Source organism: Nocardioides sp. NPDC006303, assembly GCF_040613175.1.
Lineage (GTDB): Bacteria > Actinomycetota > Actinomycetes > Propionibacteriales > Nocardioidaceae > Nocardioides.
Genome location: NZ_JBEXRR010000024.1, coordinates 17,323 through 32,230, shown reverse-complemented (window position 1 = coordinate 32,230; position 14,908 = coordinate 17,323). Strand labels below are relative to the sequence as shown.

Annotated in this window: 15 protein-coding genes and 1 tRNA gene; 9 read left to right on the top strand and 7 right to left on the bottom strand. The window is 67.7% G+C overall.

What is annotated here, in order from left to right; genetic code table 11:
• Positions 1–95 precede the first annotated feature (95 nt).
• Positions 96–971, top strand: a complete 876-nt coding sequence (locus ABZY89_RS18395) for a helix-turn-helix transcriptional regulator (protein ID WP_355229491.1) — start codon at positions 96–98, stop codon at positions 969–971.
• 31 nt (positions 972–1,002) lie between these two features.
• Positions 1,003–1,075: transfer RNA gene (locus tag ABZY89_RS18390), tRNA-Lys, on the top strand.
• A gap of 58 nt (positions 1,076–1,133) precedes the next feature.
• On the opposite strand, the gene ABZY89_RS18385 is transcribed toward ABZY89_RS18390, so the two are convergent.
• The 3 genes from ABZY89_RS18385 to ABZY89_RS18375 all read right to left on the bottom strand — a co-directional run bounded on the left by ABZY89_RS18385 (position 1,134) and on the right by ABZY89_RS18375 (position 3,649).
• Positions 1,134–1,601: a MarR family winged helix-turn-helix transcriptional regulator gene (locus tag ABZY89_RS18385; protein ID WP_355229490.1), complete on the bottom strand. Its 468-nt coding sequence runs from the start codon at positions 1,599–1,601 to the stop codon at positions 1,134–1,136.
• Positions 1,602–1,614: 13 nt separating this feature from the next.
• The gene (locus tag ABZY89_RS18380) at positions 1,615–2,676 is read right to left on the bottom strand and encodes an alkene reductase (RefSeq protein ID WP_355229488.1); all 1,062 of its coding nucleotides are present in this window, start codon (positions 2,674–2,676) and stop codon (positions 1,615–1,617) included.
• Positions 2,677–2,743: 67 nt separating this feature from the next.
• On the bottom strand, positions 2,744–3,649 hold the full coding sequence (locus ABZY89_RS18375) for an NADP-dependent oxidoreductase (protein ID WP_355229486.1): 906 nt from the start codon (positions 3,647–3,649) through the stop codon (positions 2,744–2,746).
• Positions 3,650–4,100: 451 nt separating this feature from the next.
• Between ABZY89_RS18375 and ABZY89_RS18370 the strand changes: the two genes are divergently transcribed.
• Positions 4,101–4,304 (top strand): cold-shock protein, encoded by a 204-nt coding sequence (locus tag ABZY89_RS18370; protein WP_045548871.1) that lies wholly within the window; start codon positions 4,101–4,103, stop codon positions 4,302–4,304.
• A 230-nt stretch (positions 4,305–4,534) separates the two neighbouring features.
• Entirely contained in the window at positions 4,535–4,681 is a 147-nt protein-coding gene (locus ABZY89_RS18365) for a hypothetical protein (protein ID WP_008360628.1), read from the top strand.
• Between the two features lie 5 nt (positions 4,682–4,686).
• Here ABZY89_RS18365 and ABZY89_RS18360 read toward each other — a convergent pair whose 3' ends face one another.
• Positions 4,687–5,820, bottom strand: coding sequence for a hypothetical protein (locus ABZY89_RS18360; protein ID WP_355229484.1), 1,134 nt, complete (start codon positions 5,818–5,820; stop codon positions 4,687–4,689).
• A gap of 50 nt (positions 5,821–5,870) precedes the next feature.
• Between ABZY89_RS18360 and ABZY89_RS18355 the strand changes: the two genes are divergently transcribed.
• From ABZY89_RS18355 to pstB, 5 genes are all read left to right on the top strand, one after another.
• A complete protein-coding gene (locus ABZY89_RS18355; protein WP_355229482.1) occupies positions 5,871–6,737 on the top strand; it encodes an NUDIX hydrolase in 867 nt (288 codons plus the stop codon).
• A gap of 177 nt (positions 6,738–6,914) precedes the next feature.
• A complete protein-coding gene (locus ABZY89_RS18350) occupies positions 6,915–8,012 on the top strand; it encodes a phosphate ABC transporter substrate-binding protein PstS (RefSeq protein WP_355229480.1) in 1,098 nt (365 codons plus the stop codon).
• Between the two features lie 100 nt (positions 8,013–8,112).
• Positions 8,113–9,069, top strand: coding sequence for a phosphate ABC transporter permease subunit PstC (pstC, locus tag ABZY89_RS18345; protein WP_355229478.1), 957 nt, complete (start codon positions 8,113–8,115; stop codon positions 9,067–9,069).
• Entirely contained in the window at positions 9,066–10,121 is a 1,056-nt protein-coding gene (pstA, locus tag ABZY89_RS18340) for a phosphate ABC transporter permease PstA (protein ID WP_355229476.1), read from the top strand. The genes pstC and pstA overlap by 4 nt, the downstream gene beginning before the upstream one ends.
• Positions 10,122–10,130: 9 nt before the next feature.
• On the top strand, positions 10,131–10,904 hold the full coding sequence (gene pstB, locus ABZY89_RS18335; RefSeq protein ID WP_355229474.1) for a phosphate ABC transporter ATP-binding protein PstB: 774 nt from the start codon (positions 10,131–10,133) through the stop codon (positions 10,902–10,904).
• 71 nt (positions 10,905–10,975) lie between these two features.
• Here the strand turns inward: pstB and ABZY89_RS18330 are convergent, their stop codons facing one another.
• The 3 genes from ABZY89_RS18330 to ABZY89_RS18320 all read right to left on the bottom strand — a co-directional run bounded on the left by ABZY89_RS18330 (position 10,976) and on the right by ABZY89_RS18320 (position 14,877).
• Complete coding sequence (locus ABZY89_RS18330) at positions 10,976–11,977, bottom strand: inorganic phosphate transporter (RefSeq protein ID WP_355229473.1); 1,002 nt, start codon at positions 11,975–11,977, stop codon at positions 10,976–10,978.
• A 4-nt stretch (positions 11,978–11,981) separates the two neighbouring features.
• Positions 11,982–12,599 (bottom strand): DUF47 family protein, encoded by a 618-nt coding sequence (locus ABZY89_RS18325; protein WP_091045846.1) that lies wholly within the window; start codon positions 12,597–12,599, stop codon positions 11,982–11,984.
• 82 nt (positions 12,600–12,681) lie between these two features.
• Positions 12,682–14,877 (bottom strand): RNA degradosome polyphosphate kinase, encoded by a 2,196-nt coding sequence (locus ABZY89_RS18320; protein WP_355229471.1) that lies wholly within the window; start codon positions 14,875–14,877, stop codon positions 12,682–12,684.
• Between the last annotated feature and the right edge of the window lie 31 nt (positions 14,878–14,908).

The following is a 14,908-nucleotide window of genomic DNA, read 5'->3' as shown; positions in this document are numbered from 1 at the left end:
TGCCAATCATGATGTGCATCTGGACGTACGGTATGCCCATCGGGCACGATGGTGGTTTGCCGAACCTGTCGAAGCCGTCGAAGGAGGCTGTCGCCGTGCCCCGCCCCAACCGTCGAGCCCGTGAAGCGCTGACCGAGGCGCTCCGGGATGCCCGTCGCGCCGCCGGCCTGACCGGATCCGGCCTGGCGGATGCCCTGGGATCGGGCTGGTCCCAGCCCAAGGTGTCCAAGATCGAGTCCGGTCGGCAGTCGGTCTCGGAGGCCGAGGTCCTTGCCTGGGCGGCCGCGGTGGGTGCCGACCGAGAGATGCTGCTCGCGCTGCGCGCCCGCGCCGACCAGGAGCACGCCGCGTTCCGCGACGCTCATCCGACCGGCGGCGGTGCGGAGCAGCACCAGGACGCGTACGCAGCGACCGAGGTGGCCACGAAGGTCTTGACCAGCTACCAGCCGCACAGTGTCCCCGAGCTGCTGCAGACCCCCGACTACGCGCGTGCCCTGCTGGCCCTAGCGGGTGGTTCGCGCGACCGGGATGCCGCTGCCGGGGAGGTCTCCCACGTGATCGCGGCGAGGCTCCGGCGCTCGGCGATCCTCTACGAGCCCGGCCGGACGATCACCATCCTGGTCGGCGAGGCTGCCCTCCATCACCTGGTGGGCTCGCCCGACATCATGCGTGCCCAGATCGAGCACATCGCCAACCTGGCGACCACCACCCAGGCGACCATCGGGATCGTCCCCTTCGAGAGCTTCCCCGTTCTGGTCCAGCACGGCTGGGACCAGCGCGACCGGATCGTCACCCTCGAGACCAGCGCCGGCGACCTCGAGATCGCCGATCCGGTCGAGGTCACCCGCTACGAGCGCTGGACGCAGCTCCTGCTCGAGCACGCGCTGACGGGCCAGGCGGCCGCCGAGCGATGCGCCCGGATCATCAGCGAGCGCGGACGGTCATCAACGCAGCTGGGCGACCGCGAATAGGACACGGCGGCCGCTCCGGTAGACTCCCGGCGGGCCGTTAGCTCAGTTGGTAGAGCAGTGGACTTTTAATCCATGGGTCGTCGGTTCGAGACCGACACGGCCTACAGCGGGCTCGAGCCCCGAGCCGCATATGCGACTCGGGGCTCGGCCGTGTGATGAGGGTCAGCCGGACTCTTCTTGCGGCAGCGGACGGCTGCTGATCGAGTCGGTGATCGCGCCGGCAGTCTCGACGAACGCCGCTGCCTGCTCCTCGGTCAGAGTGCCCGCCGAAGCTCCCTCCAGGCTCTGCCACAGGGCAGTGATGGGCTCCCGCATGGCGCGGCCCTTGTCCGTGAGATGGACGACCATCACCCGCCGGTCGTGCTCGGCCGGCTCGCGGACCAGCAGGCCCGCTTCCTGCATGCGGCGCAGGGACTTGGAGACGGTGGAGTGGTCGAGGCCGACGCTCTCGAGAAGCTCGGACTGGGTCTGGCCCTCGCGGTCCAGCAGCTGCATCAGGAGCAGCTCCTGGCCGGGGTGCAGGTCCATCTTGCGCAGCAGGGCGCCGGCGTAGGCGCGGTGGGCGCGGGCGAGCTGGAAGATCGCGTAGCTCATCGGCCCGCCTGCGGCAGTGGTGGGAATCTCGGGCATGGTCTCCGCTTCTTCAGCCGGTGTAGGTGGGGTAGTCGGTGTATCCGACCGCTCCGCCACCGTAGAAGGTCGCCGGGTCGGGTGTGTTCAACTCTGCCCCGACGCGCAGCCGCTCGACCAGGTCGGGGTTGGCAAGCGCGAGTGCACCGACGGAGACCAGGTCGGCCGTGCCGTTGTCGACGTCCTTGGCGCGAGTGGGGATGTCGGCGCCGGGCCGGTTGAGGATCAGGGTGCCGGGCCACTCCGCGCGGAGCGTGTCGAGCAGCTGCTCATCGCCCACATGCATCAGGTGCAGGTAGGCCAGATTCAGCGGGCGCAGCGCCTCCACCAGCGCCGGGTACAGCTCGTGGGTGTCGGACTCGACGATGTCGTTGTACGGGTTTCCCGGCGAGATGCGGATGCCGGTGCGCTCGGGGCCGATCTCGTCGGCCACCGCGGCGACAACCTCCACGGCGAAGCGGATACGGGCCTCGATCGAGCCGCCGTAGCGGTCGGTGCGCTGGTTGGCGTTGCCGGAGAGGAACTGGTGGATCAGGTAGCCGTTGGCGCCGTGGATCTCCACGCCGTCCGCGCCCGCCGCAACCGCCGCAGCAGCCGCGCGCCGGAAGTCCTCGACGGTCTCGGCGACCTCCTGCGTCGAGAGCGAACGGGGCTCCGGCATCTCCTGAGGGCCGGAGGCGGTGAACATCACGCCGGCTGGGCGGATCGCCGAGGGGGCGACGGGCTGGCGGTGGTGCGGAGTGTTGTCGGGGTGGGAGATCCTGCCGACGTGCATCAGCTGGATGTACACCCGGCTGCCTGCCGCGTGCACCGCACCGGTGACCTTGCGCCACCCGGCGATCTGGTCCTCGTTGTAGATACCAGGGGTGAGCAGGTAGCCCTGGCCGTCGGCGGAGGGCTGGGTGCCCTCGGTGATGATCAGCGCCTTGGAGGCGCGCTGTGCGTAGTACTCGGCATTCATCTCCGTCGGCACGCCCTCCGGGGTGGAGCGGTCACGGGTCATGGGGGCCATGACCAGACGGTGTGGCAGAGAGGTGCCGCCGAGGGTGATCGGGGCCCACAGGGATTCCAACATGAACATCTCTTTCGGTGAACGCGGTGGCCCGAATGGCCACCGCACGGGTGGATTGGGGACGGCGCGCTCAGTCGACGGTGAGGACGAGCTTGCCGCGTACGTGTCCGGTGTCGCTGGCCTGCTGGGCATCGGCCGCCTTGGCCAGCGGGTACGCCGTGACGGTGGTGGTCAGCGTCCCGGCCGCGGCGTCCTGAGCCACGGCGGCCAGGCGCTCGATGGGGTAATCCCCGCCGCCGGGGGAGAAGGCGACGCCGAGCTCGGCCGCACTGAAGTCGGCGATGGTGACGATGCGCTCGGTGCCGCCACGCAAGGTGATGGAGTCGGGCAGGGCGCCCTTGCCGGCCAGATCGAAGACCGCGTCCACGCCGTCGGGAGCCAGGGCCCGTACCCGCTCGACCAGGCCATCGCCATAGGTGGTCGGGGTCGCGCCGAGCGAGGTGAGGTAGTCCTGGTTCGCGGCGCCGGCCGTGGCGATCACGCGGGCACCGCGGGCGGTGGCGAGCTGGACGGCCACGGTGCCGACAGCTCCGGAGGCACCGTGCATCAGCAGGGTCTCCCCGGCGACCACCCCCAGCTCGCCCAGGACCCGTTCGGCCGTCTCGCTGGCGACCGGCAGCGCGGCCGCGATCTGCCAGGAGAGGTCTGCGGGCTTGGGGGCCACGGCGGTGGCCAGGGCGTACTCGGCGTACGAGCCGGTGTCCGCCCAGCCGAGCACCTCGTCGCCGACCTGTACGTCGCTCACGCCCTCGCCGAGCGCGTCGACCACGCCTGCGACCTCGGCGCCGGGGATGGCGGGGAACGTCGTCGGGAAGACCGCCTCGAGCATGCCGGCGCGCTTCTTGCCGTCCAGCGCGTTCAGCCCGGCGGCCTTGACGCGTACTCGGACCTGGCCGGGGCCGGGCTGCGGGACTTCGACGTCCGCCTCGTGCAGCACATCCGGACCGCCGAACTCATCGAAAATGATCGCTTTCATGAACACTCCACTTCGGGTCGCGTTGCTCTGGCGAATAATGTGGCCAGCCACATATTCACCATAACAGCAATCATGTGGCTAGCCAAGTATTGCGGCGACGGGCGGAGTCGGCTGGGCTCTGGTGGGCCGGAAGCTGCCTCGGAACCCGTGGTCGTACGTCCCGCTGAGCGGTCGTTTCACGGCTCTGTTGCGCAACCTTCACCGCTTCGCGCGTAAAACGATCGGTCAAGGGGGGTTCGCACAGGCGCGTGAGTTGCTAGTGTCACTCCCGCAACAGGTGCAAGTTCCAGAAGGTCTGACGCCTGCGGAGTTTGTGATCCAACGGCGTTTCTGCTCTGTGCCCGCCCGGACCCCGGTTCGGGAACACAGGTCGGAGCGACGTGTCACCCGCCCCTGATGCGGGGCTACCGAACCTGGTGGCCTCTCGCCCCGACTAAGGAGTAACGAGCAGATGGCTCAGGGCACCGTTAAGTGGTTCAACGCCGAGAAGGGTTTCGGCTTCATTGCGCAGGAGGACGGCGGCGACGACGTCTTCGTTCACTACTCTGCGATCCAGACCAACGGCTACAAGTCGCTGGACGAGAACCAGAAGGTCGAGTTCGACGTCACCCAGGGCCCGAAGGGCCCGCAGGCGGAGAACGTTCGCCCCCTCTGAATAAAGTAAGACGATCTCGGGTTCGGCTTCTGCCGACACTGATCATCTGCAACGAGGCCCCAGCCGTTCGGCTGGGGCCTCGTGGTCTGATTGGAGCCCTCTCAGGCTTCTGTGTCACGCTTGATGTGACAACTTTTGATGGTTCTTGGTGGATCAGCGCGCAGATCCCCCGAGACTGGGCGATGATGTGAAGACGAGTTTTTTGAGCGTGACGTGAGGAGGCGGCGGGCGTGGCTGATCAGTTCGATGTGACGCTTGAAGATCCCGAGCTGCTCCTCGAGGTCGAGCTCACGACCAATCTCATCGTCGCCGCCAGCGAGTCTGAGGATCACCTCTCCCAGGACGAGATCGACCGCATCCTCGGGATCATCCCCTAAAGACGTCAGCAGGTCGCGAAGAGCAGCGGCCCGTTCGCCAAGTCGGAGAGCACGGCCGTGCCGTCCTTCGGCTGCAGCTGCATGGTGACGACCTCGTCCTCGGCCGCGACCTTCTCGAGCTCGAACCGCTCGTCGAACGTGCCGCCCTGGCCGGGCGCCGGACCGACGGCGAGCTTGGCCCGGGTGTCGGCGTTCGTACGCGCCTGGTCGTCGTTCTCGAACGACATCGCGACACGTACGTCGCCGTTCGACTCGGCTGCCATGGCGAAGCCCGCGACCGGGTTGATGTCGCCCGCGGCGTCGACGAGGCCGTCTGCCTGGTCCTGGTCGGCGGCCGAGGCACCGCCCAGCCCGATCTCGGTGCAGGTGAAGTCGCCGTCGTACACGAACGCCGAGAGAGGGTCGCCGAGCCGGTCCGCGGCGTCGGTCATCGGCTCGTGGAGGTCGCCGTCGCCGAGGCTCTCGACCTGGTCGCTCAGATAGCGCCGGCCGTCCGAGGCCAGGATGAGGTCGTCCTCGGGCAGGAAGGCGATGTAGGTGAGCTGCGGGCTGATCGTCGAGTCGATGCCCGAGTCGGTGAAGCTGGAGAACGGGACCAGGGTGCCGTCCCAGACGCCGCCGTCCGCGGGGTCGTCCTCGGGGGCGGTGAACCCCATCGAGGTGAGCTGCTCGACGAGGTGGTCGGCATCCATGTCCTCGAGGTGCCCGACCATGAGCGCTCCCTCGGTCGACTGGGTGTAGAGCTCCCAGTCGAGGGTCGCGGGCGACCAGCCGAAGTGCTGCTGCAGCAGGCCGGAGGCGTCGGGGAGCACCGAGGTCGAGGTGAGGTCCTTCGTATAGGCCTCGTCGATCATCTCGTGGACCTCCTCCGGTGTGGAGTCGGCATCGAGGTCGGCACCGACGCTCTCGCGGATTCCCGTCCAGTCGGTGAAGGAGACCCGGGTCGCCTCGGCGGGGGCCAGCCGCAGCGCCTCGTCGAGGTCGCCGCCGCGGGTCGCCCACGCGCGGGCGAGGAAGATGACGAGCGCAACGACGACGACGCCCACCGCGATGGTCAACAAGGGGTGGGCGCGTACGACTCGGGATGATCGGTCTGCCCACGTCCTGGGGCGGCCGAGAAGCTGGGGGGTGCGGAGCATTGCGAGGAACCTTAGACGAATCAGCCGCCTTCACGACATACCCTGTGCGCATGCCCGAGATCCCGGCCGCCGGCGTAGTGGTTTTTCGCGAGCACGACGACCTGTCGGAGGTGGCGCTGGTCCACAGACCCAAGTACGACGACTGGTCCTTTCCCAAGGGGAAGGTCGACCCCGGCGAGACCGTGCCGGTGGCCGCGATCCGGGAGGTGCGTGAGGAGACCGGCCTGCGGGTCGCGCTCGGTCGCCCGCTCCAGCAGCAGCGCTATCCCGTCGAGGCCGGGCAGAAGGTGGTCCACTACTGGGTCGGCCGCACCGCTGTCGGCGCCGACGACGACGTCGAGAGCTACCTGATCAACGACGAGGTCGATGACGTCGAGTGGCTGCCGGTGGACGAGGCGCGCCAGCGACTCACCTACCCGCACGACCGGGCGACGCTGCAGCAGGCCGAGGACGTACGCGAGCCCACCACGCCCCTCGTGGTCCTCCGCCACGCCTCGTCCGTCGGCCGCTCTGCCTGGTCGGGTGCAGATGAGGAGCGGCCGCTCGACGACACCGGCCGGGCCCAGGCGGTCACTCTGGCCGGACTGCTGATGGCGTACGACATCCGCCGGGTGATCACCTCGCCGAGCGTTCGCTGCACGCAGTCCGTCGCGCCATACGCCGGGCTCGCCGGTATCGCGTCCGAGCAGATGAGACTGCTGAGCGAGGAGGGTGCGGACGAAGGTAGCGTGTCGGTCCTGGCTGCCGACACCCTGCGTGACCTGGCCGTTCCGACGGTGATCTGCACGCACCGACCGGTGCTGCCGTGGGTCTTCGAGGGGCTGGGGATGCGTGACCCGAAGCTGGCGAAGGGCGAGCTGATGGTGCTGCACGTGCGCGCAGGTGAAGTGCGTGCTGTTGAGGCATTTCAGGTCTAACAGAGGCTTGAGGCCAGCCTGTTCATCTCCTGTGCCCGGAACTGACACTGATTTGCCACCGACTTTGAATTCCTCGTTCAGCCTGTGTTCACCTTCACCGAGTTTCCCGTCCACCTCGGCTCCTTACGGTCATCGCGACAACTCCGAATCGACTGCATCATCAATCAGGAGACTTGCGTGAACACCACCTCGCTGCGCCGGGCACTCGTCCCGGGCATCACGGCTGCGGCCCTTGCTCTTGCGATCAGCGCCTGCGGCGCTGCCAACGAGCAGAACAGCGGCAGCGACGGGGAAGGCACCCTCTCGGGCACCCTCAAGGGTGGCGGAGCCTCCTCGCAGGAGAAGGGCCAGGCGGCATGGGTCGCCGGCATCCAGGACGAGAACCCCGACCTCAGCGTCGTCTACGAGCCCGTGGGCTCCGGCTCGGGTCGTGAGGGCTTCATCACCGGCGGCTACCTCTTCGCCGGCACCGACTCCGCTCTCAACGACGACGAGGGCGAGCTGACCAAGGCCAAGGAGCAGTGCGGCGCGGACCCGATCCAGGTCCCGGGCTACGTCTCGCCGATCGCCGTCGTCTTCAACGTCGAGGGTGTCGACGAGCTCAACCTCGACGCCAAGACGATCGCCGACATCTTCGCGGGCAAGATCACCAAGTGGAACGACCCGGCGATCGCCGCGACCAACCCGGACGCCAAGCTTCCGGACACCGCGATCACCCCGGTCCACCGCTCGGACGACTCCGGCACTCAGGAGAACTTCACCGAGTACCTCGCGGCCGCCGGTGGCTGGGCCGAGGAGCCCTCCGGTGAGTGGCCCGCCTCCATCAAGGGTGGCGAGGGCGGCGACGGCACCTCCGGTGTCGTGACCGCCATGCAGGGTGCCGGCTACATCGGCTTCATGGACGAGTCGGCGGCGCGCGAGAACGACCTCGCCACCGTCAAGGTCAAGGTCGGCGAGGACTTCGTCGAGCCGACCGCCGAGGCCGCTGCGAAGATCCTGGCCGCCTCGAAGCCGGTCGGCACCAGCGACAACGACATGGCCGTCGAGGTCGCCCGGACCACCACCGAGGCCGGTGTCTACCCGGTCGTGCTGGTCTCCTACCTGCTGGCCTGCCCGACCTACGAGAACGCCGAGGACGCGGCCAACGTGAAGGGCTACCTGGAGTACATCCTCTCCGAGGACGGCCAGGAGGTCGCCGCCGAGGAGGCCGGCTCCGCGCCGCTCGACCGTGAGACCGCTGACAAGGCTCTCGAGCTCGTCGGCGGCATCAAGTAAGTGCCGGTACGTCTGATCTGATCGCCGTTCGGGCGGTGGCTGCGGCCGCCGCCCGTACGGCTGTCTTGAGAACCGAAACAAGAAAGTCGAGGAATGCCTTGTGACTGTCGCCGCTGACCCCGGCGCCGACCCTGGCGTTGACACGAAGTCGGAGCTGTCCGGCCGTGGCTCGATGGGGGATGTCGTCTTCCGGGGCCTCGCCGTCATCGCCGCCACTCTCATCATGGTGGCGCTGGCAGCCGTCTTCATCTTCCTGGGCATCGAGGGCATCCCGGGCTTCAACGTGGACGAGCAGCACTACGCCGGCCAGGGCTCGTTCCTGGGCCTTGTCGTGCCGCTGCTGTACGCCACCATGTACGCCGCCGTACTGGCACTGATCGTCGCGGTCCCCTTCAGCGTGGCGATCGCGCTCTTCATCAGCCACTACGCCCCGCGCCGGATCGCCACCCCGGTGGCGTACGTCATCGACCTGCTCGCCGCGGTCCCGTCGGTCGTCTTCGGCCTGTGGGGTGCGGTGGTGCTCGGCCCCTACTTGGTGCCGGCGCACGCCTGGCTCTCCGAGAACATGGCCTGGCTGCCGTTCTTCGACGGCCAGCCCTCCGGCAACGGCCGTACGCTGTTCACCGCCGCGATCGTGCTGGCCGTGATGATCCTGCCGATCATCACCTCGATCTGCCGCGAGGTCTTCGCGCAGACGCCGCGACTGCACGAGGAGGCGGCGTTGGCCCTCGGCGCGACGCGCTGGGAGATGATCCGCTACGCGGTCTTCCCCTACGCCCGCTCCGGCATGGTCTCCGCGGTCATGCTCGGCCTCGGCCGGGCCCTCGGCGAGACAATGGCGATCGCGATGATCGTCTCGCCGAAGGTCCTCATCTCGCTGTTCATCATCGGCACCAACAACCCCGAGACCATCGCGGCGCACATCGCCCAGGGCTACAAGGAGAGCACGCCCGACCGACTCTCCGTGCTGATCGCGACCGGCCTCGTGCTGTTCGCGTTCACCTTCCTGGTCAACGCGCTCGCCCGCTGGATCGTCGCCCGAGGGAGGGCCAAGTGAGCAATACCGACCTCTCCAACGAGGAGACGAAGCTCTCCCACGCCACGCTTCCGCGAGGCGCTCAGTGGCTGGTCGGCGTCGCAGCCGTCGCTCTCGGCGGCCTGGCGCTGGTCCTCGGCGTGAGCATCGTCGGGGCAGCCGTCATCGGCGTGCTCGGGTTCCTGATCGGCTACCCGCTGTGGGCGCTGCTGGTGGAGAACCGGCGCTCGGCGACCGACAAGCTCGTCACCGGGCTGGTGTGGACGGCCTTCGCCGTCGCGGTCATCCCGCTGATCTGGCTGGTCTACACGGTCGTCTCCAAGGGCGCTGCGACCCTCAGCCCGGAGTTCCTCACGTACTCGATGCGTTCGGTCACCGGCGACGAGCAGGGCGGTCTCTACCACGCACTGATGGGCACCCTGATCGTCACCGGCATCGCCGCCGTGATCTCGATCCCGATCGGCATCATGACCGCGATCTACCTGATCGAGTACGGCAAGGGCAACCGCCTCGCCAAGACGATCACCTTCCTGGTCGACGTCATGACCGGCATCCCTTCGATCGTCGCCGGCCTGTTCGCGTTCGCGCTGTTCACCCTCCTCGTCGGACCGGGCACGCGCTTCGGCTTCGGCGGCGGTGTCGCGCTCTCGCTGCTGATGATCCCGACCGTCGTCCGCTCGACCGAGGAGATGCTCAAGCTGGTCCCCGACGACCTGCGCGAGGCTGCGTACGCCCTCGGGGTGCCGAAGTGGCGCACCATCACCAAGATGGTGCTCCCGACCGCGATCGGCGGCATCGTCACCGGTGTCGTGCTCTCGATCTCGCGCGTGATCGGCGAGACCGCGCCGCTGCTGGTCGCCTCCGGGTTCAACCCGAACCTGAACACCAACGCCTTCGATGACAGCCCGATGATGACCGTGCCGGTCTTCATCTACACCCAGCTGTCCGAGGCCACTGCGAAGGGCGTCGAGTACGCCTGGGGTGGAGCACTGGTGCTCTTCATCCTCGTCATGGTCCTCAACCTCATCGCCCGTATCGTCGGCACGATCTTCGCCCCCAAGACCGGGCGCTAGGAGAAACACATGTCCATTCAAGTCAAGGACGCCAGCATCTTCTACGGCGACTTCAAGGCCGTCGAGGACGTCTCCATGTCCATCAAGCCGAAGTCGGTGACCGCCTTCATCGGGCCCTCCGGCTGTGGCAAGTCGACCTTCCTGCGCACCCTCAACCGGATGCACGAGGTCATCCCCGGCGCGTACGTCGAGGGGAAGATCCAGATCGCCGGCCAGGACATCTACGGGCCCAACGTCGACCCGGTGGCCGTACGCCGCAAGGTCGGCATGGTCTTCCAGCGGCCCAACCCGTTCCCGACGATGTCGATCTACGACAACGTGCTCGCCGGCAACAAGCTCAACTCCAAGCGGATCAAGAAGTCCGAGGCGGACTCGATCGTGGAGGGCGCGCTGCGCGGCGCCAACCTGTGGAACGAGGTCAAGGACCGTCTCGGCAAGCCCGGCATGGGTCTGTCCGGTGGTCAGCAGCAGCGGCTCTGCATCGCCCGTGCGATCGCGGTCCAGCCGGAGGTGCTGCTCATGGACGAGCCGTGCTCGGCTCTCGACCCGATCTCCACCGCCGCGATCGAGGACCTCATCCACGAGCTGAAGTCCGAGTACACGATCGTGATCGTCACCCACAACATGCAGCAGGCCGCCCGTGTCTCCGACGACACCGGCTTCTTCAACCTGAAGGCCGCCGGCCAGCCGGGGCACCTGGTGGAGTTCAACCCCACCAAGCAGATGTTCACCAAGCCGGACAACCCGGACACCGAGGCGTACATCTCCGGCCGCTTCGGCTGAGCCGGCGCACGCGCCACATGCGAAACCGCCCTGCACCGACACGGTGCAGGGCGGTTTCTCGTCGACCAGGATCAGGGAAGCTGGAAGACGAAGTGGCAGAGCAGGTAGATCAGGCCTGCGGCGGTGCCGGCTGCCGGAAAGGTGAAGATCCACGCGGCGACGATGGACTTCGCGATACCCCAGCGGACCGCGGAGAACCGCTTGGTCGCGCCGACACCCATGATCGCCGAGGTGATCGTGTGGGTGGTCGAGATCGGGGCCTCCCAGATGTAGGCCGTGGAGTAGAGCACCGAGGCGGCGACCGACTCGGCGGCGAAGCCGCGGGACGGGTCCAGGTGGATGATCCGGCGGCCGAGGGTGCGCATGATGCGCCAGCCGCCGGACATGGTGCCGAGGGAGATGGCGGTCGCGGCTGCGGCGATCACCCAGAACGGGAGGTCGTCGTCGGCCGTGAGGAAGCCACCGGTGACCAGGGCGAGGAAGATGACGCCCATCGTCTTCTGGGCGTCCTGCAGGCCGTGACCGAGAGCCATCGCGGCGGCCGAGATCGTCTGGGCGATCCGGAAGCCCTTCTGGGCCTTGTGCTGGTTGGCGCGGCGGAAGATCCACATGATCGCGAGCATCACGCCGAACCCGAGGCCGAAGGCGACCACGGGCGAGATGAACATCGGGATGACGACCTTCTCCAGCACCGTCATCCAGTTGACGAACGCGCCGGCGGCGATCGCCGAACCGGCCAGACCACCGATGAGCGCGTGCGACGAGGACGAGGGAAGACCGAAGTACCAGGTGATCATGTTCCAGGCGATCGCGCCGAGCAGGCCGGCCATCACCACGGTCAGACCATGTGCCCCTGATGGTGGCGTGATCGTGTCGGAGACGGTGTGGGCGACCTTCTGGCCCAGGAACGCGCCGACGAAGTTCATCACCGCCGCGAGCAGGAGGGCGATGCGCGGCGTGAGCGCACGCGTGGAGACGGAGGTCGCGATGGCGTTGGCGGCGTCGTGGAAGCCGTTGGTGTAGTCGAAGACCAGGGCGACGACGACCACCGCGATGACGATGGCAAGTTCCACGGTGTCAGGATTCCTTGACGGCGATCTGCTCGACGGTGTTCGCGACCTTCTCGAAGCCGTCGATCGCGTCCTCGAGGGACTCGACGATGTCCTTCAGCTTGAGGACCTCCATCGCGTCGTACTCACCGGAGAAGAGCTTGGCGAGGATGCGACGGTGGTTCTTGTCGCCCTGGTTCTCGAGACGGTTGATCTCGATCCAGTACTCGGAGAGCTCCTTCATCGAGCGCAGCTTGGGCATCGCCGCCGCGGTCAGCTCGGCGCAGCGCTGGAGCACGGTGACCTGGTCGGAGAGCTCCGGGGGCAGGATGTTGACGCCGTAGACGAAGATCTGGTCGACAACCTCGTCCATCGAGTCCATCACGTCGTCGAGACCGGAGCCGAGGGCGTAGATGTCCTCGCGGTCGAAGGGCGTGACGAAGGTCGAGTTGACCTTCTTGACGATCTCGTGGGTGGACTCGTCAGCGGCGTGCTCCGCGTCGCGCATCCGTCGCGCGACGTCCTCGCGATCGGCTGTGTCGCTGAGCATCTCGGCGAGCAGCGAGACACCACCGACGAGGTGGTTGGCGGACTCGGTGAACAGGTCGTAGAACGACGTGTCGACCGGGCGGATTCGGAAACGCACGGGGGGCTCCTGGCTGGATGAGGCAGACCTGCGGGCTCATGTTAGGCGAGTCCGCTTGACACGACGAAAGCCAGGGGCGTGTTCAGCCCGCCGCGGCGCGCCTGCGCTGGCGCTGGCGTGTGATCAACATCGCCTGGAGGTGGTTGGGAGCGTGGTTGCGGCTCCAGGTTCCGTCGGGCCCGAGGAGCCAGGCATCCGTGGTCGGTTCGAATGCCAGATCGAACAGTGCGCCCACCTCGGCCACGAGCTCTGGGGTGGGGAGACGTACGAGGGCCTCGACCCGCCGGTCGAGGTTGCGGTGCATCATGTCGGCCGAGCCGATCCAGGCGCTCGGTCCGTCCCCGTCGTCGGCGGTGCCGTTCTCGAACCAGAAGATCCGCGAGTGCTCCAGGAACCGGCCCAGGATCGAGCGCACCTCGATGGTCTCGCTCAGCCCCTCCACGCCCGGACGGAGCGCGCAGATGCCACGCACCAGCAGCTGCACGGGCACGCCCGCCTGGGAGGCCAGGTAGAGCGCGTCGATGATGGCCTCGTCGACCACCGAGTTGGCCTTGAGCCGGATCCTCGCCGGCCGCCCCGCCAGGTGGTGGGCGATCTCGGCGTGGATCTGCTCGATCAGGCCGTTGCGTACGTTTCCGGGGGCGACCAGAAGCTGCTCGTACGTCGCCTCCCGGCTCCACCCGGACAGATTGTTGAACAGGTGGGCGACGTCTTCGCCGATCCCCTCGTTGGTGGTGATCAGCCCCATGTCCTCGTAGAGCCTGGAGGTCTTCGGGTTGTAGTTGCCCGTGCCGATGTGGGTGTAGCGACGGATCGTGCCGTCGGGCTCCTCGCGCACCACCATCGCCAGCTTGCAGTGGGTCTTCAGGCCGACCAGGCCGTAGACCACGTGGCAGCCGGCCTGCTCGAGCTTGCGCGCCCAGCGGATGTTGGCCACCTCGTCGAAGCGCGCCTTGATCTCGACCAGCACCAGCACCTGCTTGCCCGCCTCGGCGGCGTCGATCAGGGCGTCGATGATGGGGGAGTCGCCGGAGGTGCGGTAGAGGGTCTGCTTGATCGCCAGCACCCGCGGGTCGGCCGCGGCCTGCTCGATGAAGCGCTGCACGCTGGTCGCGAACGAGTCGTAGGGATGCTGGAGGAGTACGTCACCACGACGGGCCGCCTTGAAGACGTCGACCGGCGCGGCGCTCTCGACCGGCGCGAGCGCCGGGTGGGTGCTCGGCACGAAGGCCGGGTACTTCAGCTGCTCGCGGTCGATGTCGGCGATGCCGTGCAGCCCGCGCAGGTCGAGCGGACCGGGCAGCCGGAAGACCTCCTTGTCGGAGATGCCGAGCTCGGACACCAGCAGGTCGAGCGTCGAGTCGGTCATCGACTCCTGCACCTCGAGGCGTACGGGAGGGCCGAAGCGCCGCCTGAGCAGCTCCTTCTCCAGTGCGGTGAGGAGGTTCTCGGTGTCGTCCTCCTCGACCTCGAGATCCTCGTTGCGGGTCACCCGGAAGGTGTGCACCTCGAGGATCTCCATGCCCGGGAAGAGCTTGTGCAGCCGCTCCCGCATGACCTCCTCCAGCGGCACGAACCGGTCGTTGCCCAGCGGCACGAAGCGGCTGAAGATCGGCGGGACCTTCACCCGGGCGAAGTGCTTCTTCTTGGTCTTCGGGTCCCTCAGCCGTACGGCGAGGTTGAGCGAGAGGCCGGAGATGTAGGGGAACGGGTGGGCCGGGTCCACCGCGAGCGGCGTCAGCACCGGGTAGACCCGCTCCTTGAACAGCTTCTTGCAGGCCTTGACCTCCTCGGGGGTGAGGTCCTCCCAGTGCAGCAGCTGGATGCCCTCCTCGAGCAGCGCCGGCTTGATCTTGCCGCGGAACACCTCGGCATGCCGCTCGGAGAGCTCCCGGGTCGTACGCCAGATCACCTCGAGGACCTCACGCGGCATCAGTCCGGAAGCGGCCTTGACCGCCACCCCCGCCGCGATCCGCCGCTTCAGACCCGCCACCCGGACCATGAAGAACTCATCCAGGTTGGAGGTGAAGATCGCCAGGAAACGTACGCGCTCCAGCAGCGGCAGCGTCTCGTCCTCCGCCAGCTCCAGCACCCGCTCGTTGAACCGCAGCCAGGACAGCTCCCGGTCGAGGAACCTGTCCTCGTACTTCTCGACCTCGGCCAGCGCCTCGTGGTCCGGGATGTATTCGGGCTCGACGTCGAACGGCTGGTCGGGAACCGCGGTCAGGCTCACGGTGTCCTCGGCCGAGCGGGTGGGGGCCTGCGGGTCGAGACTCATGAGGCCAGTCTTTCATCCGAGCGGGTGTTTG

Excerpts from the sequence above, each read along its gene's own strand:
- ABZY89_RS18385 (WP_355229490.1), bottom strand. The coding sequence starts at position 1,601 with ATGCCCGAGATTCCCACCACTGCCGCAGGCGGGCCGATGAGCTACGCG.
- ABZY89_RS18380 (WP_355229488.1), bottom strand. The coding sequence starts at position 2,676 with ATGTTGGAATCCCTGTGGGCCCCGATCACCCTCGGCGGCACCTCTCTG.
- ABZY89_RS18375 (WP_355229486.1), bottom strand. The coding sequence starts at position 3,649 with ATGAAAGCGATCATTTTCGATGAGTTCGGCGGTCCGGATGTGCTGCAC.
- ABZY89_RS18370 (WP_045548871.1), top strand. The coding sequence starts at position 4,101 with ATGGCTCAGGGCACCGTTAAGTGGTTCAACGCCGAGAAGGGTTTCGGC.
- ABZY89_RS18360 (WP_355229484.1), bottom strand. The coding sequence starts at position 5,820 with ATGCTCCGCACCCCCCAGCTTCTCGGCCGCCCCAGGACGTGGGCAGAC.
- ABZY89_RS18355 (WP_355229482.1), top strand. The coding sequence starts at position 5,871 with ATGCCCGAGATCCCGGCCGCCGGCGTAGTGGTTTTTCGCGAGCACGAC.
- pstB (WP_355229474.1), top strand. The coding sequence starts at position 10,131 with ATGTCCATTCAAGTCAAGGACGCCAGCATCTTCTACGGCGACTTCAAG.
- ABZY89_RS18320 (WP_355229471.1), bottom strand. The coding sequence starts at position 14,877 with ATGAGTCTCGACCCGCAGGCCCCCACCCGCTCGGCCGAGGACACCGTG.